Annotated in this window: 22 protein-coding genes; 12 read left to right on the top strand and 10 right to left on the bottom strand. The window is 41.0% G+C overall.

The annotated features are described in order from the left end of the window. Positions 1-78: 78 nt before the first annotated feature. The gene (locus IQ283_RS02645) at positions 79-885 is read right to left on the bottom strand and encodes a histidinol-phosphatase (protein WP_194218606.1); all 807 of its coding nucleotides are present in this window, start codon (positions 883-885) and stop codon (positions 79-81) included. A gap of 225 nt (positions 886-1,110) precedes the next feature. Between IQ283_RS02645 and IQ283_RS02640 the strand changes: the two genes are divergently transcribed. The 4 genes from IQ283_RS02640 to IQ283_RS02625 all read left to right on the top strand — a co-directional run bounded on the left by IQ283_RS02640 (position 1,111) and on the right by IQ283_RS02625 (position 5,112). Further along, complete coding sequence (locus IQ283_RS02640; RefSeq protein ID WP_194218605.1) at positions 1,111-2,073, top strand: sugar kinase; 963 nt, start codon at positions 1,111-1,113, stop codon at positions 2,071-2,073. Between the two features lie 13 nt (positions 2,074-2,086). Then, positions 2,087-2,746, top strand: coding sequence for a bifunctional 4-hydroxy-2-oxoglutarate aldolase/2-dehydro-3-deoxy-phosphogluconate aldolase (locus tag IQ283_RS02635; RefSeq protein WP_194218604.1), 660 nt, complete (start codon positions 2,087-2,089; stop codon positions 2,744-2,746). A gap of 42 nt (positions 2,747-2,788) precedes the next feature. Further along, positions 2,789-3,550 carry an IclR family transcriptional regulator gene (locus IQ283_RS02630; RefSeq protein WP_194218603.1) on the top strand — a complete coding sequence of 254 codons (762 nt, stop codon included), beginning with the start codon at positions 2,789-2,791 and terminating at the stop codon, positions 3,548-3,550. Between the two features lie 206 nt (positions 3,551-3,756). Continuing rightward, on the top strand, positions 3,757-5,112 hold the full coding sequence (locus IQ283_RS02625) for a glucoamylase family protein (RefSeq protein WP_194218602.1): 1,356 nt from the start codon (positions 3,757-3,759) through the stop codon (positions 5,110-5,112). An 80-nt stretch (positions 5,113-5,192) separates the two neighbouring features. Here the strand turns inward: IQ283_RS02625 and IQ283_RS02620 are convergent, their stop codons facing one another. Then, positions 5,193-8,498 (bottom strand): GH36-type glycosyl hydrolase domain-containing protein, encoded by a 3,306-nt coding sequence (locus IQ283_RS02620; protein WP_194218601.1) that lies wholly within the window; start codon positions 8,496-8,498, stop codon positions 5,193-5,195. 21 nt (positions 8,499-8,519) lie between these two features. Then, positions 8,520-10,682: a beta-glucosidase BglX gene (bglX, locus tag IQ283_RS02615; protein ID WP_194218600.1), complete on the bottom strand. Its 2,163-nt coding sequence runs from the start codon at positions 10,680-10,682 to the stop codon at positions 8,520-8,522. A 278-nt stretch (positions 10,683-10,960) separates the two neighbouring features. Here bglX and IQ283_RS02610 point away from each other — a divergent pair, with 278 nt between their 5' ends. From IQ283_RS02610 to IQ283_RS02590, 5 genes are all read left to right on the top strand, one after another. Then, positions 10,961-12,202 (top strand): sugar ABC transporter substrate-binding protein, encoded by a 1,242-nt coding sequence (locus IQ283_RS02610; protein ID WP_194218599.1) that lies wholly within the window; start codon positions 10,961-10,963, stop codon positions 12,200-12,202. Positions 12,203-12,282: 80 nt separating this feature from the next. After that, complete coding sequence (locus IQ283_RS02605; protein WP_242057221.1) at positions 12,283-13,182, top strand: carbohydrate ABC transporter permease; 900 nt, start codon at positions 12,283-12,285, stop codon at positions 13,180-13,182. Positions 13,183-13,205: 23 nt separating this feature from the next. Further along, positions 13,206-14,036 carry a carbohydrate ABC transporter permease gene (locus IQ283_RS02600; protein WP_194218598.1) on the top strand — a complete coding sequence of 277 codons (831 nt, stop codon included), beginning with the start codon at positions 13,206-13,208 and terminating at the stop codon, positions 14,034-14,036. A gap of 110 nt (positions 14,037-14,146) precedes the next feature. After that, positions 14,147-15,139, top strand: coding sequence for a LacI family DNA-binding transcriptional regulator (locus tag IQ283_RS02595; protein WP_194218597.1), 993 nt, complete (start codon positions 14,147-14,149; stop codon positions 15,137-15,139). 347 nt (positions 15,140-15,486) lie between these two features. Further along, complete coding sequence (locus tag IQ283_RS02590; protein WP_408962559.1) at positions 15,487-16,386, top strand: glycerophosphodiester phosphodiesterase; 900 nt, start codon at positions 15,487-15,489, stop codon at positions 16,384-16,386. Positions 16,387-16,436: 50 nt separating this feature from the next. On the opposite strand, the gene IQ283_RS02585 is transcribed toward IQ283_RS02590, so the two are convergent. After that, positions 16,437-17,402, bottom strand: a complete 966-nt coding sequence (locus IQ283_RS02585; RefSeq protein WP_194218596.1) for an ankyrin repeat domain-containing protein — start codon at positions 17,400-17,402, stop codon at positions 16,437-16,439. A gap of 154 nt (positions 17,403-17,556) precedes the next feature. Between IQ283_RS02585 and IQ283_RS02580 the strand changes: the two genes are divergently transcribed. Continuing rightward, positions 17,557-18,033, top strand: a complete 477-nt coding sequence (locus IQ283_RS02580; RefSeq protein ID WP_194218595.1) for a hypothetical protein — start codon at positions 17,557-17,559, stop codon at positions 18,031-18,033. A 72-nt stretch (positions 18,034-18,105) separates the two neighbouring features. On the opposite strand, the gene IQ283_RS02575 is transcribed toward IQ283_RS02580, so the two are convergent. Continuing rightward, positions 18,106-18,747, bottom strand: a complete 642-nt coding sequence (locus tag IQ283_RS02575) for an REP-associated tyrosine transposase (RefSeq protein WP_322097927.1) — start codon at positions 18,745-18,747, stop codon at positions 18,106-18,108. A gap of 192 nt (positions 18,748-18,939) precedes the next feature. Between IQ283_RS02575 and IQ283_RS02570 the strand changes: the two genes are divergently transcribed. Further along, entirely contained in the window at positions 18,940-19,893 is a 954-nt protein-coding gene (locus IQ283_RS02570) for a polysaccharide deacetylase family protein (RefSeq protein WP_194218594.1), read from the top strand. Positions 19,894-19,991: 98 nt separating this feature from the next. On the opposite strand, the gene IQ283_RS02565 is transcribed toward IQ283_RS02570, so the two are convergent. After that, a complete protein-coding gene (locus IQ283_RS02565; RefSeq protein ID WP_194218593.1) occupies positions 19,992-20,951 on the bottom strand; it encodes a 2-hydroxyacid dehydrogenase in 960 nt (319 codons plus the stop codon). Between the two features lie 167 nt (positions 20,952-21,118). On the opposite strand from IQ283_RS02565, the gene IQ283_RS02560 reads away from it, so the two are divergent. After that, positions 21,119-21,550 carry an acyl-CoA thioesterase gene (locus IQ283_RS02560; RefSeq protein ID WP_194218592.1) on the top strand — a complete coding sequence of 144 codons (432 nt, stop codon included), beginning with the start codon at positions 21,119-21,121 and terminating at the stop codon, positions 21,548-21,550. A gap of 136 nt (positions 21,551-21,686) precedes the next feature. Here the strand turns inward: IQ283_RS02560 and IQ283_RS02555 are convergent, their stop codons facing one another. From IQ283_RS02555 to IQ283_RS02545, 4 genes are all read right to left on the bottom strand, one after another. Next, positions 21,687-22,925: a Zn-dependent hydrolase gene (locus IQ283_RS02555; RefSeq protein ID WP_194218591.1), complete on the bottom strand. Its 1,239-nt coding sequence runs from the start codon at positions 22,923-22,925 to the stop codon at positions 21,687-21,689. Positions 22,926-23,290: 365 nt separating this feature from the next. Beyond that, the gene (locus IQ283_RS24060; RefSeq protein WP_242057220.1) at positions 23,291-23,383 is read right to left on the bottom strand and encodes a putative holin-like toxin; all 93 of its coding nucleotides are present in this window, start codon (positions 23,381-23,383) and stop codon (positions 23,291-23,293) included. Positions 23,384-23,555: 172 nt separating this feature from the next. Next, positions 23,556-25,022: a sodium/pantothenate symporter gene (panF, locus tag IQ283_RS02550; protein ID WP_194218590.1), complete on the bottom strand. Its 1,467-nt coding sequence runs from the start codon at positions 25,020-25,022 to the stop codon at positions 23,556-23,558. Next, on the bottom strand, positions 25,019-25,303 hold the full coding sequence (locus IQ283_RS02545; protein ID WP_194218589.1) for a YhdT family protein: 285 nt from the start codon (positions 25,301-25,303) through the stop codon (positions 25,019-25,021). Before IQ283_RS02545 ends, panF begins: the two co-directional genes overlap by 4 nt. Between the last annotated feature and the right edge of the window lie 611 nt (positions 25,304-25,914).

Raw genomic sequence — 25,914 nt, 5'->3', positions numbered from 1 at the left:
ACTGCGGTTACGGTACAAAAGAGAAGGTAAAAATAAAAGAGTGGGGAAGACATTTGTCTTCGCCACTCCTCTACGCCCTCACATCCCAACAAACTCCTTCTTCCTCTCTCGAAACACCGTCCAATTCTTAAATCCAATCTCCTTCAGCTTTGTTCGAACTTCTTCAAATTCTTCTCCAACGCGTGAAGGCCAATGAGCGTCAGATCCGAAAGTAACTCCAACACCATAATGGCAGGCCATTTCGAGCATGTCATTCGCGGGATACCAGCCGCCGCAGTCTTTATGCTTACCAGATGTGTTGATTTCAATCGTTGACTCAAGCTCTCCGAGTCGCTTCAATGCTTTTTCGACTTCAGGTGTTTGGACGTTTGCGAAGTCTGGATAAAATCCCTTCATGGCATCAATATGGGCTAGAATATCGAAGATGCCGCTTTCAGCTGATTCTACGATTAGCTTGTAATAATGCTCTTTTTCTTTGCGTATGTCTTCTTCAATTAAATTTTCCCATCGACTTTTATCAAAGATGTTAGTTCCATTACTAAAATGAACAGAGCCAATTATGTAGTCAAACGGGTACTGATCATAAATGCTTTTATATAACGGGTAATGGTCTCGAAAAAAGTCAGATTCAACACCAAGCAAAACGTCAATCTTGCCACGGTACTTTTCCTTAAGCGAGAGCACTTCTTCTACATAAGAAGCGAACTCACTCTTGGCCATAGCAATGCGAGGCAACGCTCGATCCTTCTCACTTGCAAAAAACGGTGAATGATCAGAAATTCCGATCATCTGCAAATCATTTTGGATTGCTGCTTTTATGTAATCTTCAATTCCTGCTTCTGCATGACCACATCGTTCATGGTGCGTATGGTAATCAAATTTCATCGTACCGCTCCTTCCCAATACTTGTAAGTCGTAATATCGTTATCCTACCATATTTGTCTTATAAGAGTTGACTTTCACGCAATGTATTTACAGAAAATTCATACTCATGATCTATATTTTTGAAAATTCTCACATAATTAAATTGACATCATTTTCACAATTCAGTAAAGTGAAAACATAATGAAGAACACCGTTCCTTATTAAGGAACAAGAAGGAGGCAGTTTATGCAATCACAATTGGATGTCGTCACACTCGGTGAAACCATGGTTCTTTTTGATGCCGCTTCTACCGGCCCTCTTCGATATACGAATCAGTTTAACAAGCGAATCGGCGGGGCTGAATCAAACGTAGCGATCGGTCTTTCAAAGCTTGGTCACTCTGTAGGCTGGATCAGTAAGCTGGGCGATGAAGAATTAGGTCATTTTACATTAAATGCCATTCGTGGCGAAGGGGTCGATACAACGAATGTCCTTATGGACCCTGAAGAACAAACGGGCTTATATGTTAAAGAAAAGCGAACAGATCGCAATCAAGTTTACTATTACCGCAGTGGTTCCGCTGCAAGCACTATGACTACAGCAGACATCAACTGGGACTACATAAAAAGGGCGAGAATCGTTCACTTAACTGGCATTACTCCTCTGTTGAGTGAATCTTGTTATGAGCTAGTGAATGAGGTTTTCCACTTTGCTAAAAAACATGAAATTAAGGTTTCATTTGATCCTAATATTCGAATAAAACTGCTGAAGAATATTCCAAATGGACAAGAAAAATTGCTAGACCTCGCAAGACAAGCGGATATTCTTCTTCCAGGACTAGACGAAGCTGAACAATTGATAGGTACAAGTGATCCTGATGAAATCATTTCATTTTTTCTAGCCTCTGGCGTTCAGAAAATCGCGATAAAAAACGGAGCAATTGGGACTACCTTTGCCACAGCAAATGGTGAGAATGGATTTGTGAAAAGCTATCCTGTCTCTAAAGTGAATGATCCCATTGGAGCAGGAGATGGTTTTGCTGCAGGAGTTCTCTCTGGCCTTCTGAAGGGGAAAACATTTCAAGAATCTGTTGATCTTGGCTCATTAATTGGTTCCATCATTGTTTCTGTATTTGGCGATATTGAAGGGCTTCCAACGATTCAAGAAATTGAATCTTTAAATGCAACGAAACAGGATGTATTAAGATAAAAGGAGTGGGAGAATGAAACAGGCGATCTTAACAAAAATGATGGACGGTGGTGTTGTAGCCGTCGTTCGAAAAATTGACCGAGATAAAGTGATGCAAGTGATTGAAGCAATTGTAGATGGTGGTATTAGTGGAATTGAAATCACACTTGATTCTGATGGGGCACTTGATATGATTCGCGAAGCAAATCTTGCATTTAAAGGTCAGGCAGTTGTTGGGGCAGGTACGGTTCTTGATGCGCAATCAGCAAACATGGCGATTCACGCTGGTGCCGAATTCATTTTCTCTCCAACAATGAATACAGAAACCATTTTGACCGCTAATCGATATGGTAAAATTGTGATACCAGGTGTATTCACGCCGACAGAAATACTGCAAGCCCAACAAGCTGGGGCAGATCTTGTGAAAATTTTCCCTGCAAGCGTACTTGGACCAACCTTCATTAAAGATGTGAAAGGCCCTCTCGCTCACGTGAACATGATGCCAACCGGCGGAGTAAGTCTTTCAAATACAGCGGAATATATACGAGCTGGGGCAGCTGCCGTAGGTGTTGGTGGCTCCCTATTACGAAAAGATTTAATCGCAGAAAAGCGATACAGCGAACTACAATCCCTCGCAAAGCAATATTGTGATGAAGTACAAAAAGGCCGACATGCCCTTGTCAATTCGAATTAAATCGTTCTGATTGTCGTGATCGGTCTAGGAAAGGAAGATGTTATGATTCAGTCTGTCGATCGATCACTTCAAATTTTAGAACTATTGAAAGAAAAACCAGAAGGAATGGGCATTACAGAGCTCGCTAACAAGCTTGATGTGGCAAAAAGCACGATTCATCGACTTGTTTCTACCCTTGAGTCACACCAATATATCCAGCGCTCGGCTGATCAAACATCTTATCGACTTGGGTTGAAATTCATTGAGATGTACCATGTGGTTGTCGATGAGTTAAATATTTTAGAAGTCGCGCGGAATGTTCTTGAAGAATTAAGTGAACGAACTTCAAAAATCGCTCACCTTGTTATGATCGAAGAAGATCATCAAGTCATTTATCTTGATAAAGTGGAAACACAGTCCACGATTCGGATATACTCTCGTACTGGGCGAAAAGCTCCGCTTCATTGCACAGGTGTAGGGAAAGCGATCTTAGCATATTCGAGTGATAAGCAACTAAACGATTTCCTTTCAACTAAAGAGTTATTTAAGCTAACAGATCGGACCATCACGGACGCTACAGAATTTCAAAACGAATTAGAAAAAGTTCGTCAAAATGGCTTCGCTATTGACGACGAAGAACACGAAGAAGGCATTCGCTGCATCGCTGTTCCGATCTTTGACCATCTCGGAAGTGCAACGTACGCGATCAGCATTACAGGCACCGTTCCTCAAATGTCAGAAGAACGCTTAGCTGAATATTTACCCATTCTGAAACAAGCCGGGAAAGAAATATCGAGAAGACTCGGGTATAAAGGAAGCCGATAGGAGTTGTCCTATCGGCTTTTGATGGTGCCTGTCACCCGCGGTTTATGTCGAATCCCCCTCTCCCCTTACTATCCAACCTTTCTCCCATGTCCATCGGTCTGTTTTTAGTAAATTCTGATATTTTTTATTCAATCCGTTTACTATCCTCAGTTCCTTATGTATACTAAAATCGAAACGTTTCACTAATTTTGAAAGGAAGTGGATTCATGAGAAAATTTCTTTTGTTTTTTCTTGTAGCAGCCATTGTTTTAACCGGATCCTTGCCAGTCGCTAATGCTGAAAGTTCTACCAAAGGAAAGAAGCATGCCTTTTCCAAACAATTGAAAGCGATTTCAAAGAAGACGTATCGGTACTTTGAAGATTTCACGGATGAAAAGACTGGATTAACGTATGATGCCGTTCGAATGAAGAATGGTGAAAAGACAGTACAAGACTTTACATCACCAACAAACATCGGCATGTATTTCATGAGTACAGTATCTGCTCAAGAAATTGGGATAATTTCAAGAGATGAAGCAGTCCACAGGATTCAAACTACACTTCAAACATTAGAAGAACTCGAGACGTGGAATGGTTTATATTATAACTGGTACTTCACTAAGGATGGTTCACTTATGACCGACTGGGGTGAGTTCATCTCAACCGTTGATAACGGCTGGCTATCCGCAGGTTTAATCGTAGCCGGACAAGCTTATCCTGAGTTAAATGATCAAACAAGTGAATTAGTGGAAGCGATGGACTATTCTAAGCTCTACGATTCAGAGGTTGGCCAAATGCGCGGAGGGTACGATGTAGCAACTGAAAGCGTTACAGAGCATCACTACGGAGCGTTTTATACAGAACCACGCCTTGCGAGCTATATCTCGATTGGTAAAGGAGACGTTCCTGTAGAACATTGGTGGAAAATGTATCGGACAATGCCTGCAAGCTGGGACTGGCAATCTCAAGTACCAGAAGGATATACCAAAACATATGATGGCATTGATGTATTTGAAGGTCACTATACATACAATGACCAAAAGTATGTACCAAGTTGGGGAGGTAGTATGTTTGAAGCCTTAATGCCGGGTCTTGTCTTGAAAGAAAAGGAACTTGGTCAAAACGCACTTGGGTTAAATAATCAAAAGCATGTTGATATCCAAATCGAATATGCAAAAGAAGAGCTTGGCTATCCTGCATGGGGATTATCTCCTGCCGCAACTCCTGACGACTATTCCGAATTTGGCGCAACTCCTCTTGGTATGGACGGTTATAGTGCAGAAGGAGCAATTGTAACACCACATGCGTCTTTCCTTGCATTAGAGTACGCACCTAAAGAAGTGTACAAGAACTTAAAAACACTTAAAGACTTTGGTACTTACGGGAAATACGGCTTTTATGATTCAGTTAATGTCCTAACTGGAGAAGTAACAGAAGCGTACCTCGCGCTTGATCAAGGAATGTCTATGGTTGCGATCGCAAACTACCTGGAAGATGGCATTATTAAGGATTACTTCCATGAAGATGACATTGGCGAAAGACCAGAAGATTTATTAATAAAAGAGAATTTCTCAATTAAATAAGGTAAAAATAAACCGGGATATCGAAACGTATCGATATCCCGGTTTCATTATTTTATTCCACAATTACCTCAAATGTTACATCATAACCAAATTTCAATAGTGTTCATGCCGCTATTCAAATACTTTTCTGCAACTGCCTTTCGAACAACCATTCCACCCTCACGATAACGATTAGAGCTAAGAGCTGTTTCAACGCGCTCACCGTTTATATGAACTTTTCTTTCTTCATTTGTTAGATGATACTGAAAAGTAACGTCCATCCCCCAGAACTGATAGTCTAATCGAAGGCCATCTAGTCTAGTAGGAAGGATAGGGTCAAGCACCATGTTTCCTTCTTCCTGGCGGATGCCAAGTGCATTTGTTACAAGCTGATTCATATAAATTCCTGGTCCACTTGAATAAATCCGCCAACCGCCTTTCACCGGAACTGATCCGCTTTTAAGATCATCAAACCGATTCTGCGCCTCGTAACGCGTATTGAATTTCCCATCTGAACTACTGAAGTAGGCATTACTTTGTCGTTTCTCTGCGTTTGACACCACATCCGTAATACCAACCGGATTAATAACTTGTAGCCCCTTCCAAACTTCTTCCCTTTGGCCAAGTTTCGCCATTGCCTCAATAAAACGAATATGTGCATGAACATATTGAAGTCCAATTTCTCTTCCAAAGTTCGCTGCTTGCTCCGCTCTTTTGAAATGAGTACTCACTCCACCTTTATAATTCGCAGGCTTATCCATTAATCGAACACCATCCGGGCATGCGAGCTTTTCTTTAATAATCTGGTAATGATCTCCTGCTTCCTCTGCAGATAAAAGCTCACTGATCATGCCTCTAATCATCGGTAATAAACGATAATGGATACCTGTCTTCTTATCCTCTGGATGAAGCATCTTTTCAGGACGCTTTTGATCTTCCATATACAAAAACCCTGGAAGAACTCCTGTATCGAGGAGAAATTTCTGATAGTCGCGTTCAATTCCAAGTGCAAGCTCCTGAAGATCCTTTTTCCATTCAGGTTCTACTAGTGCATCTGCAAACTTACGCACAGCCTGGTAAGTCAGCGCAACCGTCCAGCTACTCACCATGTATTTTTTTAATTGAGCGTTCGCAGGCTGAAGGGTATCATCCCAATCCCCATCACCATAAGAAGAAAGGAAGGTATCGTTGAGAAAATGTCGTTTCACATACTCAAGCTGTTTTTTAATATGATCCTTTAATGAATGTTTCTTTTCGCTAAATGTAAAATCTTCTCGCAGGGTATATGGTAATTCCATAGCTAAAATCGTATGATCACCTGTTACAGCAAGGTAGTCAGCGACGACTTTTAGCGGCCAAATCACAACATCCCCATGACTTTCCTCCTGCTGAACAGCCCCATACTCATCAAACATAAACCACTGTGGCCAGTTACCTTCATCTTCATATTGATGAGCGTATACTGTTTGAATGATTTCTTTCACAGAGTCATAATTCTGCGTCGCCATGAAATATTCAGTTGGCCCCTGGCAAACATCTCGTGTTCCCCAAGCTGCCCCAATCGATTGCTCAAGACCTCTTGGAACAGAATAATGCACAAGCATATTGTGCGTGTACCACCAAGCAAGTGCGTTCATTCTGTCTAACTCGGCATTCTTTTCTTTATGACTGAGATGAAACTGATTCATAACCTTTCCTAAATAGTCCCGGTAGCGTTTAATTTCAGCACTTGCTTCTCGTTCAGAGAGAGCATACTCCCCATCACGTGTCCCCTGTATATGTAATGAGAACTGTTGTGTAGATTGAATTTGAAGCACAACAAGCGAAGCATCCCCTTCTTCAATAGGATGAACGAGTAGACGCTCATCTCCCACTTCTATATCAGTACCGGAGACGGATAACTGATAAGTGAGGTTAGGATTGACCTTTGTACTTTCGGAACTATGTGGTCGGAACGTTAAAACACGACCTTTCTGCTCCACATCATAGACTTCTTCATATTCATGGTTAGCCATTGAGATTTGATTCGTAACCAAATAGCGATATTCTTTACCACTTTTCGAACTCACATCTAACTGCACTTGCTGAGAATCAACGGTTGTAAAATTTGTGATGATAATAGTGTCGTTCTCAAATTTGTAATACCAGCGCGCGTAATTAAATCCCATTTCAAATAATGAAGGCATTGTTAAAAGTCGATAGGTTCCTTCGTATTCCACATACAATCTCTGGCCCGACGTTTTTAGAACATTAAGGGGATTACGCTGATTGCTTATCATCTTATGAAACGATGTATTTCCTAAAGAAATTTGGGAATTGAAGACACCATACATATAGGACGTTGTCGAAATAACATTCCGATTCAATCGATCATTTTCCCCAGACATCAAAATATGCCCATGTGGCCGTTCGACTAGAAGTTCTTTTTGCTTTAATACGACGTGCTCATACGTATCGGTGAAAAAAGATAGTAGCTCCCCATTCTCACGCTCTTCTTGTTGACGATTAGGGAATAGCTCTATGATATCTTCCTCTGTCATATCAAGAGATTGAATAGGCTGTCCGACATGATGCTGCACTCGTTCTTGTGCTTTTTCTAGGTGTGGGTCCAATTTAATCGAATCCCAAGAAGCGATAATGTTATCTCGACTAACAGGCTTTGAAGTCGAATGAGGATGATCATTTTGAAATAGTCCATAAAAAGTGAATTCTTTTTCTCCATTTAACTTCACGCGATCTGTTTGAAGAGCTGTATAGGCGAATTCATATTGATAGATTTCATTTGCTAGCGACTCTTCCTTCAACCTTTCTGGTTCATTTGTTTCCTTATAAGATAACCCGAAGAACTGAAAACCATCTGTAGAATAGCCTTTTGTATTCCCGAGAGAACCTTGTTGAAGGTAAGGAAATCCCCCCTGCTGTGGTTGATTTTGACGTGTACAAACGATGTAACCATCCTCTTCAAAAACGGTATGATCCATATACTGAGACGTGTATGCTTCATTTGTTCGAACACCGCCTTTTTCAGCAAGTCCAAGATCCTGTCCGTATACAACGTCTACTTCAACATCGTTTCCTTCAAGCGTGACGTTCCAGAACCAAAGATTCTGTTCCGTAAGATGAAAAGTAACGGTATAGTGCACATCCGCAACTTTCCCTCTCCAAATTGCCTCAGACGTTCCAAATTGAAAAGTACTATTGGATTTAGTTCCGATTAAAGGGTATGCGCTAATCTCTTCATTCGTAAACACTCGTAAATATAAATTATTTAATGCACCATCAATAGCATTCGATAGCACTTGATTGATCATAATATTTCCCGTCGTTAATTCATAAAGATCTCCACTTTTTAGAAAAATGGCTTCCATGTCTCCAGCTCGTAAACATGCTTTTCCTCGATCGATCATTATCACTCGAGCCCCACTCCTTTACTTCACTAATTTAAATGGCAATTCTTGAACGTCATAACTGTTAGAACCAACAAAAGCAATATAATTCCCTGGATCGCTTTCAAAAGATAAATCACTATGATGATAACGAAGTTGCGTCTCTGTTATTGTAAAAACAACTTCCTTTGTCTCTCCGGGTCGTAACGTGATTTTCTTAAAATCTTTCAGTTCTTTCATTGGTCGTACAACCTCTCCAGCGATATCTCTTACATATAGCTGAACGACTTCCTCACCTTCATATGACCCAACATTTTCAACAGTCACGTGAACGACTAAATCTTCTTCACTCATAATAGAATCGGATAGTGTCGCATTACGGTAAGTAAAGTCTGTATAGCTTAATCCAAAACCAAACGGAAATACCGGTTCATTCGGAATATCAAGATATTGCGACACATAGCGAACTTGCGCATCCGGCGCATCTTTCGGACGTCCCGTGTTAAAGTGATTGTAGTAAACAGGTACCTGTCCAACTGAATGTGGAAACGACATCGCTAACCGTCCAGAAGGATTCGCATCTCCGTAAAGAAGATCAGCAACTGCCGCCCCTCCTTCAGTTCCTGGATACCACGCCTCAAGTAACGCATCAGCTTCCTCAACAACACCGTGAAGATCAAGCGGCCGTCCATTAAAGAGCACAGCAACGATAGGTTTATTCAGCTTCTTCATTTCAGCAATGAGCTCAAGCTGAACCTTTGGAAGACGAATATCGCTTCGACAACCTGCTTCACCACTCATATCTGAATCCTCTCCAAGGGCGAGCACAATCACATCTGCATCCTTTGCAACCTCAACCGCTTCTTTTAACGTTTCTTTTGAGCCATTTTCGATATCGCAGCCTTTAGCAACGTGCAAAAGAGAAGAGTTTATTTTTGATAACAATCCTTCTTTTAAAAGAACGGCTTCATCTCCTGATCCTAACCAAGACCACGGGCCAAGAATGTCATTACTTTCTCCAAATGGTCCGATAAGCGCTACTTTCTGCTCTTTCTTTAGAGGAAGCACAGAATCATTTTTTAACAGCACGCTTGATTTCTGAGCAAGCTTTCTTGCCACTTGCCGATGTTCTTTGCATAAAACAACTTCTCTTTCCCGTTCAACATCAGCACCTCTGAATGGATTTTCAAACAATCCGAGCTTCTCCTTCAGCTCTAGAATTCGAAGTACAGCTTCATCAATGACCTCTTCATCTATAGCGCCTTCTTTGACAAGCGCTGGTAAGTGGTGAACATAAGTTGAGGTCATCATCTCAATATCCACTCCTGCAGCAATCGATTTTAATGCAGCTTCTCGCTCATCTTCCGCAACACCATGAGGAATGAGCTCCTTCACGGCCCCCCAGTCAGAGATCACGACACCATCAAACCCCCATTCTTTACGTAATAAATCGCGCATTAACCGCTTATTCCCACTTGCCGGGATGCCATCGACCGTATTAAATGCCGTCATTACCATTTCACAACCCTCATCAAGGGCAGCTTTGTACGCAGGTAAATAATTTTCGCGAAGCTCTCGTTCTGATAAATCAACATAGTTATAATCACGACCGCCTTCAACGGCACCATATGCAGCGAAATGCTTCACACAAGCGGCAACTCGTTCAGCATCGTTTCTCAAATCTTCTCCCTGAAAACCTCTCACAAAAGCCCGTGCATATTCACTATTTAAATGCGGATCTTCTCCAGTCGACTCCATCACTCGTCCCCACCTTGGGTCTCGAACAAGATCAACCATCGGAGCAAAGGTTACGTGAATGCCCGAAACGCCCGCTTCCCGAGCTGCCACTTTTGCGCTTTCTTCTGCAAGGTTCAGATCCCATGAGCATCCAATGGCAAGTGGAACCGGAAAAATCGTTTTATAGCCATGAACGATATCAGACATAAAAAGAAGAGGAATCCCTAGTCTACTTTCTTTAAGATAAGTCTTCTGGATATTGCGGATATTTTCCGCTCCGGATGCTCCGAGAACAGAACCACTATGACGGACCTGTACTTCATCAAGGTTTAGTTGTTCTAATGGACCCGTTATCTCCCCAGCTTCTTTCGCCCCTTTAAAGAAAGGCGTTGCGAGCTGCATCAACTGAGCTGTTTTTTCATGTATCGTCATTTGACTAAGTAAGTTCTTCAATTCATTAGGTTTCATTTCTTTCCTCCTCATCTTTTATCGAAACGTTTCAATTTTATCTTAGTTGAATTATAAGCATGTCTAAAATAATTAGTCAAAGAGTGATTTCATTAAATTTCTTCATAAAACCATATTAGTAAAGCTTCTAATCACCGTTTTCAAATAATTTTAACAAAAGTGTTGAAAGCGGATACACATTTGATTATAATCGAAATATCGAAACGTTTCAATAAAGTTTGTATGTCAGTCGCAAGTTAGTAGGCATGGAAAATAGAGTGAAAAAGGAGATGGATTGCATGAAGAAGAAAACCGCAGCACTATTGGCTACGTTCTTACTTACAATTTCAATGGTTCTTGGAGCTTGTTCAAACGATGACAGTAGTTCAAGTGATGGCAAAAAGGAAATTACGGTATGGGCAATGGGTGAAGAAGGAAAAAAACTTAGTGATCTCAGTGATAAATTCGAGGAAGAAAATCCCGACATAAAAGTAAAGGTTCAGGCCATCCCCTGGGAAAACGCCCATGATAAGCTGCTAACAGCTGTCGCTTCCCAAAAAGGACCAGACATTGTTCAATTAGGAACAACCTGGGTACCTGAATTCGCAGATGCCGGTGCTTTACTTGATCTTTCTCCTTATCTTGAAGACTACCCTGAATTTAAGCCAGAAAATTATTTCGAGGGTGCTGCTGATTCCATGACATTCGATGATCAAGTCATTGGCGTTCCTTGGTACGTTGAAACACGCGTCCTCTATTATCGTACAGATTTATTGAAAGAAGCTGGTTTTGAAGAACCTCCTGCAACGTGGGATGAACTGAAAGACGCAGCAACAAAGCTTTCCGATCGTGGAGACGACTACTATGGACTTGATATTGATATGAACGATCAAATCACCCCATTTATTTTTGCATGGCAAAATGGATACGAGATGGACGTTGAGAACAAAGATCTAAACTTCGACAGTCCAGAATTCCGCGAAGCAATGAAGTACTATAACAGCTACTTTAAAGAAGGACTCAGTCAAACAGCTGAAGGCGTTGATATTGTTCAGGCCTTCAAAGATGACAAGAAACCAATGTTTTTCAGCGGGCCATGGATGATTAACATTTTGAACGACCAGGCTCCAGATCTTGAAGGCAAATGGGATGTAGCCGTTATGCCTGAGAAGGAAACAAATACATCGAGTATCGGAGGATCGAACTTCTCTATCTTCCATAACTCTGAAAACGTGGACGAAGCGCTAAAATATCTTTCCTATATGAACGATGTGGATACACAATTGGAATGGCTTGATGTTTCGAACACTCTTCCATCTCGAGTGGAAGCTTGGGAAGACCCTGCTTTAAGCGATAACGAAATGTACGCCACGCTAGGTGAGCAGCTTGAGAATACAGAAGGTGCTCCACAAATGAAGGAATTTGAAGCAATGGCTCAGGAACTACTAGCCTCAATTGAACGAATTAATGTTGGCGGTGCTAATGTAGATAAAGAGCTTGATGAATTTAGCAAAAAAGCAAATGAAATGCTAGAAGACTAATCACTGACGGAGTTACAGGCGTATATCGTCTGAACTCCGTTTTATCGAAAGAAAAGCGCTCTTCAGATAGGTGGGATAACATGCGCAGTATACTAAGAAATGCCTTTCAAGCAAGACATGGACTAATGTTCATCGCCCCTGCAGTTCTCATATTAATTGTCTTCAGTATTGTTCCGATTCTCATCGCATTTTTTATCAGCTTCACGGATCTGAACCTTAAAGGGCTTGCTGACTGGTCAAATATTAGCTTTATTGGATTCGAAAACTACGTGGATCTTTTCTCAGACGATCTGTTTCATAAATCTGTTTTTAACACGATTTTCTATGTGTTAATTGGGGTACCACTCGTCATTTTCTTCTCTCTCGGTATCGCCCTTCTATTAAACTACGGAACATCAAAACTGTTTACGTTCTTTCGGGCAGTCTATTACATGCCATCCATTACTAATATTATTGCGATCGCAGTCGTATGGGGCTACCTCTACAATACCGAGTACGGGCTCTTTAACTATATCCTTTCGTTGCTCTCTGTCGATTCAATTCCATGGTTAACAGAACCTACGATTGCAAAACTATCACTTATTATTCTTGCCGTCTGGAAAGGAATCGGGATTAACATGATCATCTTTCTTGCCGCTCTTCAAGGCATACCAAAATCTTATTATGAAGCGGCACAAATTGACGGCGCCAATCGGATTCAGGTGTTATTCAATGTCACCATTCCTTTACTGCGATACGCCACATTCTTTGTGACCGTAACAACACTAATAGGTTGGATGCAATTTTTCGAAGAGCCGTTCGTCATGACCGATGGTGGCCCGCTAGATGGAACCATATCAATGGCGCTCTTTATTTACAAAAACGGCTTCCAGTTCAGCGAATTTGGCTATGCAGCAGCTGGCTCATTTGTTCTTTTTATTTTCATTATCATTGTCACGCTTGTTCAATTTAAGGTACGAAAATCGGATACAGAATATTAATAGACAGGATCGGAGTGAAAAGAATGGAATCAAGATCCTTTTTACAAAAAATCGAAAAGCCTTTTGTGACGTTACTCCTCATCGTAGGAGGCGTGGTTGTCTCCATCCCTTTTCTTTGGATGCTTTCAAGCTCGTTCAAGCAAGAAAGTGACGTCTTAAACATACCGCCACAGCTCATTCCAAGTAATCCAACGTTAGACAACTATATAAACCTTTTTCAAAGCTTAAACTTTGGGCTTTATTTGAAAAATACGCTGATTATCGTACTCTTCTCTTTCCTTGGTCTTCTATTAAACGCAATGGCCGGGTATGGATTTGCGAAATTTAATTTTAAAGGAAAAGAAAAGATCTTTTACATCGTTCTTGCTACAATGATGATCCCAGCCCAAGTAACGATGATCCCTGTTTACCTTCTATTAAATGAAATAGGGCTAACAAACACTATGACCGGAATTATTCTCCCAGGCCTCGCCGTCGCCTTTAGTATTTTTCTCTTCAGGCAATTCATGACGACGATTCCGACGGATTTAATTGAAGCAGCCCGCCTTGATGGCGCTGGTGAGTTCTATATTTTCTTTAAACTTATCATTCCTATCGCAAAACCAATCTTTGCTGTGCAGGGAATCTTAACATTCATTGGCGCTTGGAACAGCTTCTTATGGCCGTTGATTATCGCAAATGATGAAAGACTATATACGCTTTCTGTTGGGCTGTCACTACTGAAGGGACAATATGCAAATAACTACGCCCTCCAAATGGCAGGAGCTGCTATTATGGTCGTTCCGATCGTCGTCATCTTCTCTTTCTTTCAGAAATACATTGTGGAAGGATTTACAATGTCAGGTCTTAAATAAAAGTGAGCTGGAAGAAGTGGGGCAAATGATTCACCTGACAATTGCTAACAATTAGTTGTACACTTAAAGTAAACATATTATAAAGTTGTCTAGATAGAGGATGTGAAAAGATGGCAACGATAAAGGACGTAGCAAAACGCGCAGGTGTAGCCGTCTCAACGGCCTCCTACGCATTGAATAACATAAAAAAAGTTAGTCCTGCAACGGTGAAAAAAGTGCAAGACGCCGCCAGAGAACTAAACTATCAAAAAAACGGCTTTGCTTCTGACCTAAAGCGAACAAAAACAAATACGATTGCATTGATTCTAAAGGATCTTTCAGGACCTTATTACTCTGAGCTGATTAAGGGCGTTCAAGAAGTAACCATGACAAATGGTTTTGACTTGATCGCCTGTAGCTCGATAGGTGGCGCTCAATCCACTGCGGTAAAATTTCTAACGGAAAAGCGCGTTGATGGGGCAATTATTTTAGCTCACAACATAACTGATGAAATCATCAGTGAAGCAGCTCGTGAAGGCTTTCCTCTGGTCGTACTTGATCGAACATTAAACAATGATCACGTTATTCAAGTAGAGGTCGATAACATTCAGGGTGGTTATCTCGCAACGGAACAGTTAATTCAGAATGGTCATAAGGATATCGCTTATATTAGCGGCCCATATGATTCTCATGACAATAAAATGCGCTTCAAAGGATATGAACAAGCATTAAAGGAACACGAGCTTCGTTTTCAAACGAGATGGAAAATCTCAGGTGACTTCACTAGAGAAGGTGGCTATCGTGCAACAAAAATGCTAATTGCTCAAGGCAACCTACCGACAGCTGTTTTCTACGGAAATGATGAAATGGCGATCGGAGGCATTCAGGCATTTAACGAAAAGAAAATCTCTGTCCCAGATGATATTTCCATCATTGGCTTTGATGACATCCAGCTATCGGAATATGTCTCACCACCACTAACAACGATTAAACAACCCAAATATGAGGCCGGCGCTCTTGCCGTTCACCTTATCTTCCAGCAGCTTTCACTCGAGAAAGTGGATCGCTATTATAAACTTCCTACAGAACTAGTTGAAAGAAAGTCTGTTGCTAGGAAGGATTAAAATCAAACCACCGCAGGGCGTGCCTGCGGTGGTTTTAATGGTGCCTGTTTAATGGTGCCTGTCACCCGCGGTTTATGTCGAAATTATTAATATTCTCATGCTAAAAGTCCTGATACCACGAATCCTATTTTCCCCTCACTTTTGTACCACTATACGAGTTTATTAGCACCTTTCAAGAGACCTTCCCCTCATTTTTTCCTGTCCATCCCTCCTAACCTCCACTTCAACGCTTCTAACAAAACAATTGAATTCGCCCCTTTTCTATTTAAAAATCCGACTTATGTAAATCACCATTTACATTCATTGAATATACTATCAGTTGAATCGATTTTGAAAGGATGATAGTGATGAAGATGAAGCGGAGAATTAAAATTGCAGCATTATCAATGAGCATTTTCTTATTTGCAAGTATGCTCCCGACTGGAGCTGCCTCAGCAGTTGAAAAGGACAAGTCTCCAGGCATGAACTCTAACAAACTATTAAACGTAGCTCACAGAGGTGCTTCTGGACATGCTCCTGAACACACACTTGCATCCTATAAACTTGGGGATGAAATGAAAGGCGATTACATTGAAATCGACCTTCAGATGACGAAGGATGGTAAACTCATTGCCATGCATGATGAATCAGTTGATCGGACCACAAACGGGACAGGCCTTGTAAAAGACTATACACTTGAGCAGCTAAAAGAGTTAGATGCAGGTAGCTGGTTTAATGAAAAATATCCTGAGAAAGCTAATCCTGCTTACGAAGGGCTTCAAGTGCCTACTCTTGAACAAGTACTCCAAACATTCGGGAAGGATGCTCGCTATTATATTGAGACAAAATCTCCCGAGGTATATCCTGGTATGGAAGAAGAGCTCCTTCGCATTCTTAACAAGTACAATTTAACAGGTGTTAATGAACGATCTAGTAAAGTGCTTATTCAATCTTTTAGTCAGGAAAGTCTATTGAAAATGCATAACCTCAATCCTAATTTACCGCTTATTCAGCTCATCTCATATAAAGAGCCAGCAACAATTTCTGAGGGAGAACTTCAAGAACTAACTGAGTATGCAGTCGGCGTCGGAATGTCTGCTTCAAAAATTGACGAAACGTACGTACAAAAAGTAAGAAGCGCTGGTTTACTCATTCATCCTTATACAGTGAATGAGAAAGACCAAATGACGCGCTTATTAGACTGGGGCGTAACGGGGATATTTACGAACTACCCTGATCGTTTGAGTGATGTACTTCATAGTAAATAATCACAAAAAAGGTATTCGTTGGTAACTACCAACGAATACCTTTTGGACGTTTACCAGCCATATTGCTGAAGGAGCTCTGCAATCGCAGTATGATCGCTCTCTTCCGCTAACGCAAATGCCTCTTCACTTTCCTCAATAGAAGAAGGAAGGGCTCCCGCTACGAGGAAAGCTTCAACAAGGGAAGGATTGTCTTGTTTGATTGCTTCAAATAGCAATGGATCTCCTTCATAACGAGCATTCGCATCCCCACCTCTACCTAGTAGCAAAGAAACAAGTTCGGTAGACTTTTCTTTGGTGACTGCCGTAACTAGCGCACTTTCATCGTTTTTTTCTACCGTAAAGTTTGGATTTGCTCCAGAATCAAGGAGTAATGCACTTGTTTCTTCATTTCCTTGTGCGATGGAATAAGTTAATAAAGTATCATGCTCGCCTTCCACTTCTATTTCTAGGTTCGGATTATAACCATTGTGTAATAAAATTTTGATGAGCTCGATGTTTTCTTCCTTTACAGCTTTGACTAACATTTTCTCATTTCCGATTTCAAAATGAGCACCCATTTTTAATAGCAAGTCAACAATTTCGTTATTTCCTTGTTCGACTGCTACTTCTAGAAGGTTCTCATTTTTCTCATGATTTACTTCAGCATCCCCATCGTGATCCGATTCTTCATGATCATGTACCTCTACCCCATTCAGAAGTAGGAACTCAACAAGCTTGCTATCTCCTTCCATGACCGCATAAGTGATTGGTGATACGCCATCATTGTTTACTGTATCTGGCGAAACGCCCTCATGAAAAAGATCCTCCATCTCCTTTAATGTCGTTTCATCTGAACCATTCTGATAGAGGAGTTCCCACAATTGGTCTTCTTCTGTAAGAACGTCGGTGTCTGTTCCTTGATTTTCTGCACTAGCTTCTTTATGTGATTCAGACGTCGTTTTATCTCGATTTAATTCAGAACATGCCGCTACCACGATCAACATAGGCATGATCATCCAAAGTAACTTTCGCTTCATTGTTTCCCTCCAACTTTATAAAAAGTCAATTCCTAAACCATTATATCGTGAAACTCTCTGAGGAAAGATTAAAATTTAGTGAAATATGTCTTCGAATGGGACAACTTCCGCCCGTCATACACTTTAATAGTCAAGCTTCAGGGAGGACGAGACGTTGTCATACTTTAAAACGAGGAGGAAGCGCGGAGGTTCAGGAAAGGTTATTTTTAGCTTAATCGTCTTGCTGCTTCTCGGTGGCAGCATCGCTATTTGGATCTGGCAACAGCCTAAATCACAAGCCTTAGCAACTGTTAAGGAATTCTATTTATATGAGCAAAGTGGTGATTTCAAAAAAGCCTGGAACCTTTTTCATCCAGAAATGCAGAATCGGTTTTCAGATGAACAGTACAGTCAATTACGCTCACAGCTGATTACACAAGATATTGGCGCTACCTCGTTTACGTTCGATATTGGCAAAGTAAAAACAAAGAAAAATTGGCGTTCTGGAGTAAATGGAGTCATCATGAAAAAAGTTTACACAATGAAAGTCACGCTTCAGTTTCACGATCAGTTTGGAAATTTTGATCTCGTTCAGGAAGTGTTTGTAATAAAAGAAGAGGGAGAATACAAGGTCTTGTGGGATTACAAGTAGAAATAGAAGATTAAACAAACGTTTGATTAAGGGGAGGTGCCGGATAAAATCGGCATCTTTTTTATTTTGAAATTAGCTTAAACCTTCCTTCTGTGATAAAAGGGATTGCACAATAACATCTCTTCGTGCCATCACGAACTTACAGTACTGCTTTTTCTTTTGATGGATAGTCCCAGGATAGCCTTCAATTAACGGAAGTAAATAAAGGTAGGGTTTATTAGGTTTATTACGTAAACGGTAGTAGTGATAGCTCGACCATGGATAATCTTCTGGGTCTGAGACAAGGTTTGCTTTTACGGGATTCAAATGAATATAACGGCTAACTTCAAGCATGTTTGATGAGCTATTTAACGGTTCATCAAAATAGCGTTTTTCAAAAACGTGGCCAGTTAACTCATATCTTCCATTGAAATAAGTCGCGTATCGTTTGTTAATGAGTGACATGATCTTTGAAATGGAATGTTCTTTGGAGCGAAGTTGAAGATGATAGTGGTTGTTCATTAAACAATAAGAAGCTAACTCAAACGGGTGTGTTTCGAAGACTTGATCGAGGATAGACAAAAACGTTCGATAATCTCTGTTATCGTAGAACAAAAGTTCTTTACGATTTCCTCGACTCACGATGTGATAGAAATGATTCGGTAGCCAAACTCGTGGTTTTCTCACCATATCATTAGTGTTGTTGCATGTGGATTTAATAGATTCCTGTAACAAAGTAGCTTCGTCATTTTTCTTCCTCCCTTGTCAGTAATCTTCTCTTTCTCCAAGAATAATCTTCCCCCTCTTACTCGTCAATCAAATTTTATCGACAGGATTCGGGGAGTGACAGGCACTCGCAATTTTAATACCAAATTAAACCAAATTAATGGTAGTATAGGGAAGTATCGGGCAAAAAGGGGGATATAAATGAAAAAAATTTACTTATTTAGCTTTGTTTTACTAGCTATAATCGGGAGTTTAGTAGGGTTTGGATGGGGCGACATGGGCACTATTGATCTAGATCAAGTTACATTATCTACTAATGAAAGCAGTTCTACAGCTGAAGCTTCTCATCAAGAAGATCATGAAGAAGAAAAAATTAATGAGCAAGAACTTAGAATTCAAAAACTAGAAGAAGCTGCTGAAAGAGGAGCTGCTCCTCATATACCTGTGTTAACCTATCATAATATAATCTCAAAAGAAAATTTGAAAGAGAGACACTATGGCGATGATGGTAATCTATCAAGCACCATTGTTTTACTTGAAGACTTTAAGCAACAAATGAATGTTTTGCATGAAAATGGTTTTTTTACGTTAACGCTTGAGGAATTCGAAAAATATATAACTAGCGAAATACCTGTCCCTGAAAAAAGTGTTTTACTTACGTTTGACGATGGTCATAAGAATAATTACATAGAAGCTTATCCGGTATTGAAGAAATATGATTTTCACGCTGTTGAATTTTTGATTACGAATCGAAATAAAGACAAAACCGTTCCATATAATACTGATACAAATCAATATCTCAGTCATCAAGAAATTGAAGCAGCAAGCGACGTCTTCGAATATGCAAGCCATACCAACAGTTTTCACAATTTGGATAACGGCACACCTTATCTAATCTCAAAATCTCTTCCTGAAATTCAAGAAGATGTAGAAACAAGCATTGAATTAATTGGTGATACAAACGCACTTGCTTATCCTTATGGGGCTTACGATGAACAGACGATGGAAGCAATGGATGTTGCTGGAATCGACTTTGCTTTTACTGTACAAGCTGGCTACGTTCAGCCCGGAGATGACACGCTACAGATTCACCGAAATTCCGTGAGACCTTATAATACAATTGAAGACTTTAAGAATGTGATGGAAATCAACTAACTTTATGCCATATAAAAGAACAGGCCATTGTGCCTGTTCTTTTATATGGCATTCGGCACCAATCCGGTGGTATCGGGTGGTGACAGGCACCATTGCCTCTACACCTTATTTGGCGCCTCTTCTCCTTCAAGTACTTTCAATAAGTTCATAGCAGCGACTTCTGCCATTCTCAACCTTGTTTTTACACTTGCACTCCCTATATGAGGAAGGGTAACGACGTTTGAAAGACGAAGCAAGGGATGATCAAGCGGTACTGGCTCTTCCTTAAAAACATCTAAACCCGCAGCCCATATAACACCATTCGTTAGGGCTTCATAAAGAGCATCTTCATTTACAATTCCTCCTCTTGCTGTGTTGATTAAAACAGCGCTCCTCTTCATCGTTTCAAGCTGCTCTACCCCAATTAAATTCTCAGTTTCAGGCGTTAATGGGGTCAAAACACATACAAAATCAGACTCCTTTAAAAGCTCTTCAAACTCTTTAAACTGAAGATCTAATCTACTTTCTGCTTCCTGATTCCGACGACGGTTGTGATAAACCACATTCATATCAAATCCTCTAGCTCTTTTCGCCACAGCTTCCCCAATTCTCCCCATGCCTATAATCCCTAATGTCGCCCCATAGATATCCTGCCCTGTTAGCTGCATAGGTGACCAGGCTTCCCAGTTTCCTTCACGCAAATAATTGGATGCTTCAGGAATTCGGCGTGCGGTAGCCATTAGTAAAGCAAAGGTTAAGTCGGCTGTTGTTTCCGTCAGAACCCCCGGAGTATTCGTCACAACAATCCCGCATTCTTTAGCTGCTTCAATATCAATGTTGTTATAACCTACAGCCATATTGGCTACTACTTTCAGGTTGTTGGCTTTTTTTAGAAGTGAGTGATCTACTTGTTCAGTTAACATACAAAAAAGCCCGTCCACACGCTTAATTTCTTCTTCTAAGACAGCGTGCGGCACTGGTTCTTTTTCCTTGTCCCACATCCTTACTTCACATGTTTCACGAATAGGCTTCACAATTTCATCTGGCAACTTCCTCGTAATATACACTTTGGGTTTCATCCACATTCCACTCCTTAACTCAAATTGTCTCTATCCTACATGTTTCACGAATAAAAACGAAATTCCTCTTCCACATAGAGACATTACCCGGGAAATTTCGAAGCGATACGCAAAATAATAACGGAATATTGTGATAAAATAAAGAAAATCGAAAGTTGAGGTAAACCATGTTACATAACTATCACTTTTCTTTTCCCATCCGCGTTCGTTACTCCGAAATCGACGGTCAAAAAATTGTATTCAATGCCCACTATTCTACTTATATCGACATTGCTACAACTGAGTATTTCCGACACGTCTTAGGTGATCGATTACAGAAACTAGCTGAAGATCAGTTGTTTGATCCGGTGTTAAGGAAAATAACGATTGAATTCATCAAACCAGCAAAATTGGATGATCTCCTTGATGTGTACTGCCGAATTACTAAAATAGGTCAGAGTAGTTTTCAACTTGATCACACTATAACAAGAAATGAGGAAACTCTTGTAAAAGCAGAGGTCATCCAGGTGAATTTTGACTCAACAACCGGTCATGCAAAAGCGATTCCTCAAGAAATTAAGCAAGCGATTATCATTTTTGAAAAGCTAAGTGATCATTAATCTTCTCATTTTTTATAGATTTACAGAAAAAGTCGGCATGCCAATGAAAGCATACCGACTTTTCTATTTACTACGGTGACCAAAAAAGTTGAAAATGTGAAACTCCTTCATGAAACAACTTCATTATCTGCGAATTTTACTCCTTCTGCGCAATCCGCACTGCTGTTTGATAAAGCAATTGCACTCCTTTCTCAATATCATCCATTTCCGCAAACTCAAGCGGGTTATGGCTAATCCCCTTTTCACATCGAACAAAAATCATCCCATAATCACTGATATACGACATAAACAGAGCATCATGGAATGGTCCGCTCATTAAAACAGGGGATTCGAAACCGAGCGCTTTATCCTCTTCACTCATGATTTCTTTAATCCAGTCAGCACAATAGCGCGGCTCACTTCTTGTATCTTCGGTGATCGTATAGATAAGTTTGTAAGTCGTGGCGGCTTCTTCAATGATCGTGTAAAGCTTTTTCTCAAGCATCGTACGGTGCTCCAGGTCGATGTCACGCAAATCCATTGTAAATTCAACTTTTTCAGGAATGATGTTACGTGAATTCGGAAATACCTGCACACTTCCCACAGTCCCAACCGTTGTTTCTTTCCCCTCTTCTTTTATTAACTGATCAAATTTCGTAATGATCTCACTGGCTCCAACCATCGCATCTTTTCGTAACGGCATCGGAACAGAACCTGCATGTCCAGCGAATCCTTCAAGTGTAACGGTTAACCAGATAGGACCTGAAATTCCCGAAACAATTCCTACAGGTTTGTCTTTAGATTCCAGAACCGGTCCCTGTTCAATATGAAGCTCGAGAAACGCTTCAATATCGCCTTTCTTGTATACCGGGCTTTGTGAAAGATCAGGCTCGACACCGAATTCTTTCAGTGCTTCTTTTCGTGTCATCCCTTTCTTATCTTTTCGCTCGAGTTCACCATCTTCTAAAAGGCCAGCAAGAGCCCGAACTCCGAAAACACCTTTATTAAAACGTGAACCCTCTTCATCAGAGAAACAAACCACTTCGATCGTTCGCTTTGGTAATACGCCGTTGTCCTTCATCGTATGTACAACTTCAATCGCTCCAAGAGCTCCAGCCGTGCCGTCAAAGCGACCGCCATAAGGTTGAGAATCGATGTGAGAGCCAAGCATGAGGATTGCCTTATCTTTTTCTGAGCCTTCTATTCTGCCAATTAAATTCCCAAAACCATCAATTCGAGCAGTTAGTCCAGACTCTTCCATCCATCCCTTTACAACTTCCACAGCTTCCCGATCTTCTTTCGAGTGAGCAAGACGACAGACTCCTGTTTCCCCAATCTTTCCAATCTTAGCGAGTTCTTCAAGATGACTCTGTAAACGACTTCGGTTAATCCCCATTCACACTCATCCTTTTCGGCTTTTTATTCACTATAGCAAAGCGAATGCCATCGCACATTATACAAAACGTAAGGTATTAGCTGGTTATTATATATACTTCGTCTATTCAGGCAAGATATTGCCCCAAATGACATGGTATGCATTCGACATTATCCACCAAAAAACGGGTGGTGACAGGCAACATCATACCATCACCCTCTTGCCACAGCACCCTTCATTGCATATAATAGAGCTAGATAACATAAAGTATAAAAAAAGAACGCCGGTGCTTTCGCACCAGCGTCCATACAGCTGCTCCGCATGACGAGCGGCGGCTCAAAAGGCAAAAAGTAACTCACCTTAATCCTTGGCCGGGGCAGGGTGGGTTACTTCTTTTTATTACTGGAAACAGTAATAATCGTGACCACGAGAGAAGCAAAACTGATCATCAATACAAGCGCCTCGTATGTGCTCATCATTATAGGCAGCACCCCCTTTCATAAACGGGGTACCGCCGCCCACCCTGCTTTGCAGCTGATACTATTCATTTTATCATAGACATCTGATTAAAAAGGATAGGTCATTAGTCGAGTTTAGTTTAGCTCGACATGAAGTGACAAATAACGAGTGGTGACAGGCACCGTCACACCTTCACGCCTTCCACAGCTTCAGTACCACAGCATCCTGTACTTCCTTATGACGCCTCCCCGTCATCAAACTCACGCTCACATAACTAAGAAACGAAAGAAGTACCGGCAGCACAACCGTATGCATCCCAAATGCATTTGGCATAAATGTATTAAATCCAATATAGCTTCCAACTCCAACAAGAATGGAAGCCATCGCACCGCTCGCATTTCCCTTCTTCCAATAAAGTCCCATAACAACCGGCCAGATGAACGCAGCTTCAAGGCCTCCAAAAGAGAATAAGTTTAACCAAATGAGAAGTTCCGGAGGGTTAACAGCCATTGCAAACACCAATATTCCCAATACCATTGTCACACCTACGCTAATTCGCTTGATCGTTTGATCGCTCGCTTCAGGCTTCACGTAATTCAGGTAGACGTCTTTCACGATGGCAGAACTAACAAGTAGCAACAGCGAATCCACTGTCGACATGATAGCAGCCATAGGAGCAGCCAAAACAATTCCCGCGAGCCAGGATGGTAGCACTTCTAGGGCAATTCTCGGCATAACCGTATCTCCTACCTCAATTCCAGGAAGCACCGCGCGTGCAAACACCCCAGTGAGATGCATTCCGAGCATAATGACGCCAACTACGACCGTTCCAATTATTAAAGCACGATGCATGCCTTTTGAGCTTTTATAAGACATCGCTCGAACGGCCACCTGTGGCAAACCAACAACCCCTACGCCCACGAGAATCCAGAAAGACGATACATACAGTGGTGTTAAAGATCGATCAGCACCAAAAGGAGAAATTAAGTCAGGATTTTCAGACGCAAGCGTAGTAACAATGCTCTCAACGCCACCACCCGCTATAACCGTTCCAATTAGGATAACAAGCGTTCCACCTAACATCACGATGCCCTGAACCGTATCCGTGATCGCAACCGCGCGAAATCCTCCGATAATAACATACACAAGAACAGACACCGCAAAAATAAACAGTGCCCCCGTATAAGGCAATCCCGTCAGCGATTCAATGAGCCTTGCACCACCGACCCACTGAGCAGCCATCGCGGAAAACAAGAAAATAATGATACTAAGCGCAGATAAAATGACAACCGCTTTGCTTTGGTAACGTTCCTTCAGGAAATCAATCAACGTTACTGCCCGAATTTTCCGAGACATAATCGCAAATTTTTTCCCAAGAACAGATAAAACGAAATAACCAGTGGCAAGCTGAGACATCGATAAAAGCACCCATCCCAGCCCCATCGTGTAAGCTACACCAGGGCCTCCGATAAAACTACTGGCACTTCCATATGTAGCAATCATCGTCATCGCGAGTATAAATCCACCAAGTTGCCGACTACCTAGAAAGTACTCTTGCAAAAAGTTCGAAGTCGATTTCAAATGTGTTGAGGCATAAAAACCAATAAGAAAAATGATAACAAGAAAAATAAGGAGAGGAATCACAACTTGCCAATTCATTCGTCCTCCTCCTTATCAAACGGAACTTCTTTAAACAAGAAGACAACCGCTAAAATTACAAGGACAATCACAATCCCAGTTCCAAGCAGACAGCTGTAGAAAAACCACGCTGGTAATCCCCATATATAGCTATACTCCTCTACTGGTTTTGAACCAAAACCGTAGGCAAATCCATACCAGAGTATAAAATTTATTAAAACAAGCCCAACGCCAATAAGCGCTTCACGATTGGCCACGAGGTATCGCGGATCATCTTTAGGCGTTTCTTCGTGTTGCTTCATGCTTTTCCTCCTTCAAAACAAACCTCGTTCTATTATAACCAGAAGGTCTTCTTCAACCATAGTGAAATGTTTATCACAGCGGACTCCTTAATGAGTATAGCAGTGAACCATTATAAGGGTAAAAGAAATAATGACATGCTGCCATGTTTTTCTTTGTATATCTCAGTAAACTAGCTTAAATAAGTACAGGCAAGCATATTCCGTTTATCATAAAAATCAAGGCCTACGTTAAAAGAGTGAAGCGCCCTATTCATAGGACTCTTCACTCTTTTATTTTGATATTAAACAAACGTTTATTTAACACACATTACGCCTTCCGATAAGCCCTTCTCTCCGCATAGGACACACATTTAAAACAAACCGGCTTCCGATTTCCCTCATCATCTAAATAATATTGAGGACGTGTAGGTTTCCTATGACAAATCATACATTTCTCTAATCCAATTAACCTTCGAAAAAACCCCTTCATATTTGTCACACTCCTAATCTTTAGTAAACTAATATACAGTACGAACCAAAATCACAACTGTTCCTTCAATCAAACTTTATCAGAAGGAAGATGAGAGTACACAATATGACAAATATCGGGGAGTGCCTGTCACCACCCACAC

It is taken from the genome of Pseudalkalibacillus hwajinpoensis (genome assembly GCF_015234585.1).
GTDB classification, from domain to species: domain Bacteria; phylum Bacillota; class Bacilli; order Bacillales; family Guptibacillaceae; genus Guptibacillus; species Guptibacillus hwajinpoensis_B.
This window is presented reverse-complemented; position numbering and strand designations above follow the sequence as displayed.

What these genes read in the sequence shown, in the direction of transcription:
- panF (WP_194218590.1), bottom strand. Translation starts at nt 25,022, where the DNA reads ATGAATTGGCAAGTTGTGATTCCTCTCCTTATTTTTCTTGTTATCATT.
- IQ283_RS02635 (WP_194218604.1), top strand. Translation starts at nt 2,087, where the DNA reads ATGAAACAGGCGATCTTAACAAAAATGATGGACGGTGGTGTTGTAGCC.
- IQ283_RS02605 (WP_242057221.1), top strand. Translation starts at nt 12,283, where the DNA reads ATGCGCAGTATACTAAGAAATGCCTTTCAAGCAAGACATGGACTAATG.
- IQ283_RS02545 (WP_194218589.1), bottom strand. Translation starts at nt 25,303, where the DNA reads ATGAAGCAACACGAAGAAACGCCTAAAGATGATCCGCGATACCTCGTG.
- IQ283_RS02640 (WP_194218605.1), top strand. Translation starts at nt 1,111, where the DNA reads ATGCAATCACAATTGGATGTCGTCACACTCGGTGAAACCATGGTTCTT.
- IQ283_RS02645 (WP_194218606.1), bottom strand. Translation starts at nt 885, where the DNA reads ATGAAATTTGATTACCATACGCACCATGAACGATGTGGTCATGCAGAA.
- IQ283_RS02585 (WP_194218596.1), bottom strand. Translation starts at nt 17,402, where the DNA reads ATGAAGCGAAAGTTACTTTGGATGATCATGCCTATGTTGATCGTGGTA.
- bglX (WP_194218600.1), bottom strand. Translation starts at nt 10,682, where the DNA reads ATGAAACCTAATGAATTGAAGAACTTACTTAGTCAAATGACGATACAT.
- IQ283_RS02565 (WP_194218593.1), bottom strand. Translation starts at nt 20,951, where the DNA reads ATGAAACCCAAAGTGTATATTACGAGGAAGTTGCCAGATGAAATTGTG.
- IQ283_RS02620 (WP_194218601.1), bottom strand. Translation starts at nt 8,498, where the DNA reads ATGATCGATCGAGGAAAAGCATGTTTACGAGCTGGAGACATGGAAGCC.
- IQ283_RS02570 (WP_194218594.1), top strand. Translation starts at nt 18,940, where the DNA reads ATGAAAAAAATTTACTTATTTAGCTTTGTTTTACTAGCTATAATCGGG.
- IQ283_RS02630 (WP_194218603.1), top strand. Translation starts at nt 2,789, where the DNA reads ATGATTCAGTCTGTCGATCGATCACTTCAAATTTTAGAACTATTGAAA.
- IQ283_RS02625 (WP_194218602.1), top strand. Translation starts at nt 3,757, where the DNA reads ATGAGAAAATTTCTTTTGTTTTTTCTTGTAGCAGCCATTGTTTTAACC.
- IQ283_RS24060 (WP_242057220.1), bottom strand. Translation starts at nt 23,383, where the DNA reads ATGATGAGCACATACGAGGCGCTTGTATTGATGATCAGTTTTGCTTCT.
- IQ283_RS02610 (WP_194218599.1), top strand. Translation starts at nt 10,961, where the DNA reads ATGAAGAAGAAAACCGCAGCACTATTGGCTACGTTCTTACTTACAATT.
- IQ283_RS02595 (WP_194218597.1), top strand. Translation starts at nt 14,147, where the DNA reads ATGGCAACGATAAAGGACGTAGCAAAACGCGCAGGTGTAGCCGTCTCA.
- IQ283_RS02600 (WP_194218598.1), top strand. Translation starts at nt 13,206, where the DNA reads ATGGAATCAAGATCCTTTTTACAAAAAATCGAAAAGCCTTTTGTGACG.
- IQ283_RS02590 (WP_408962559.1), top strand. Translation starts at nt 15,487, where the DNA reads ATGAAGATGAAGCGGAGAATTAAAATTGCAGCATTATCAATGAGCATT.
- IQ283_RS02555 (WP_194218591.1), bottom strand. Translation starts at nt 22,925, where the DNA reads ATGGGGATTAACCGAAGTCGTTTACAGAGTCATCTTGAAGAACTCGCT.
- IQ283_RS02560 (WP_194218592.1), top strand. Translation starts at nt 21,119, where the DNA reads ATGTTACATAACTATCACTTTTCTTTTCCCATCCGCGTTCGTTACTCC.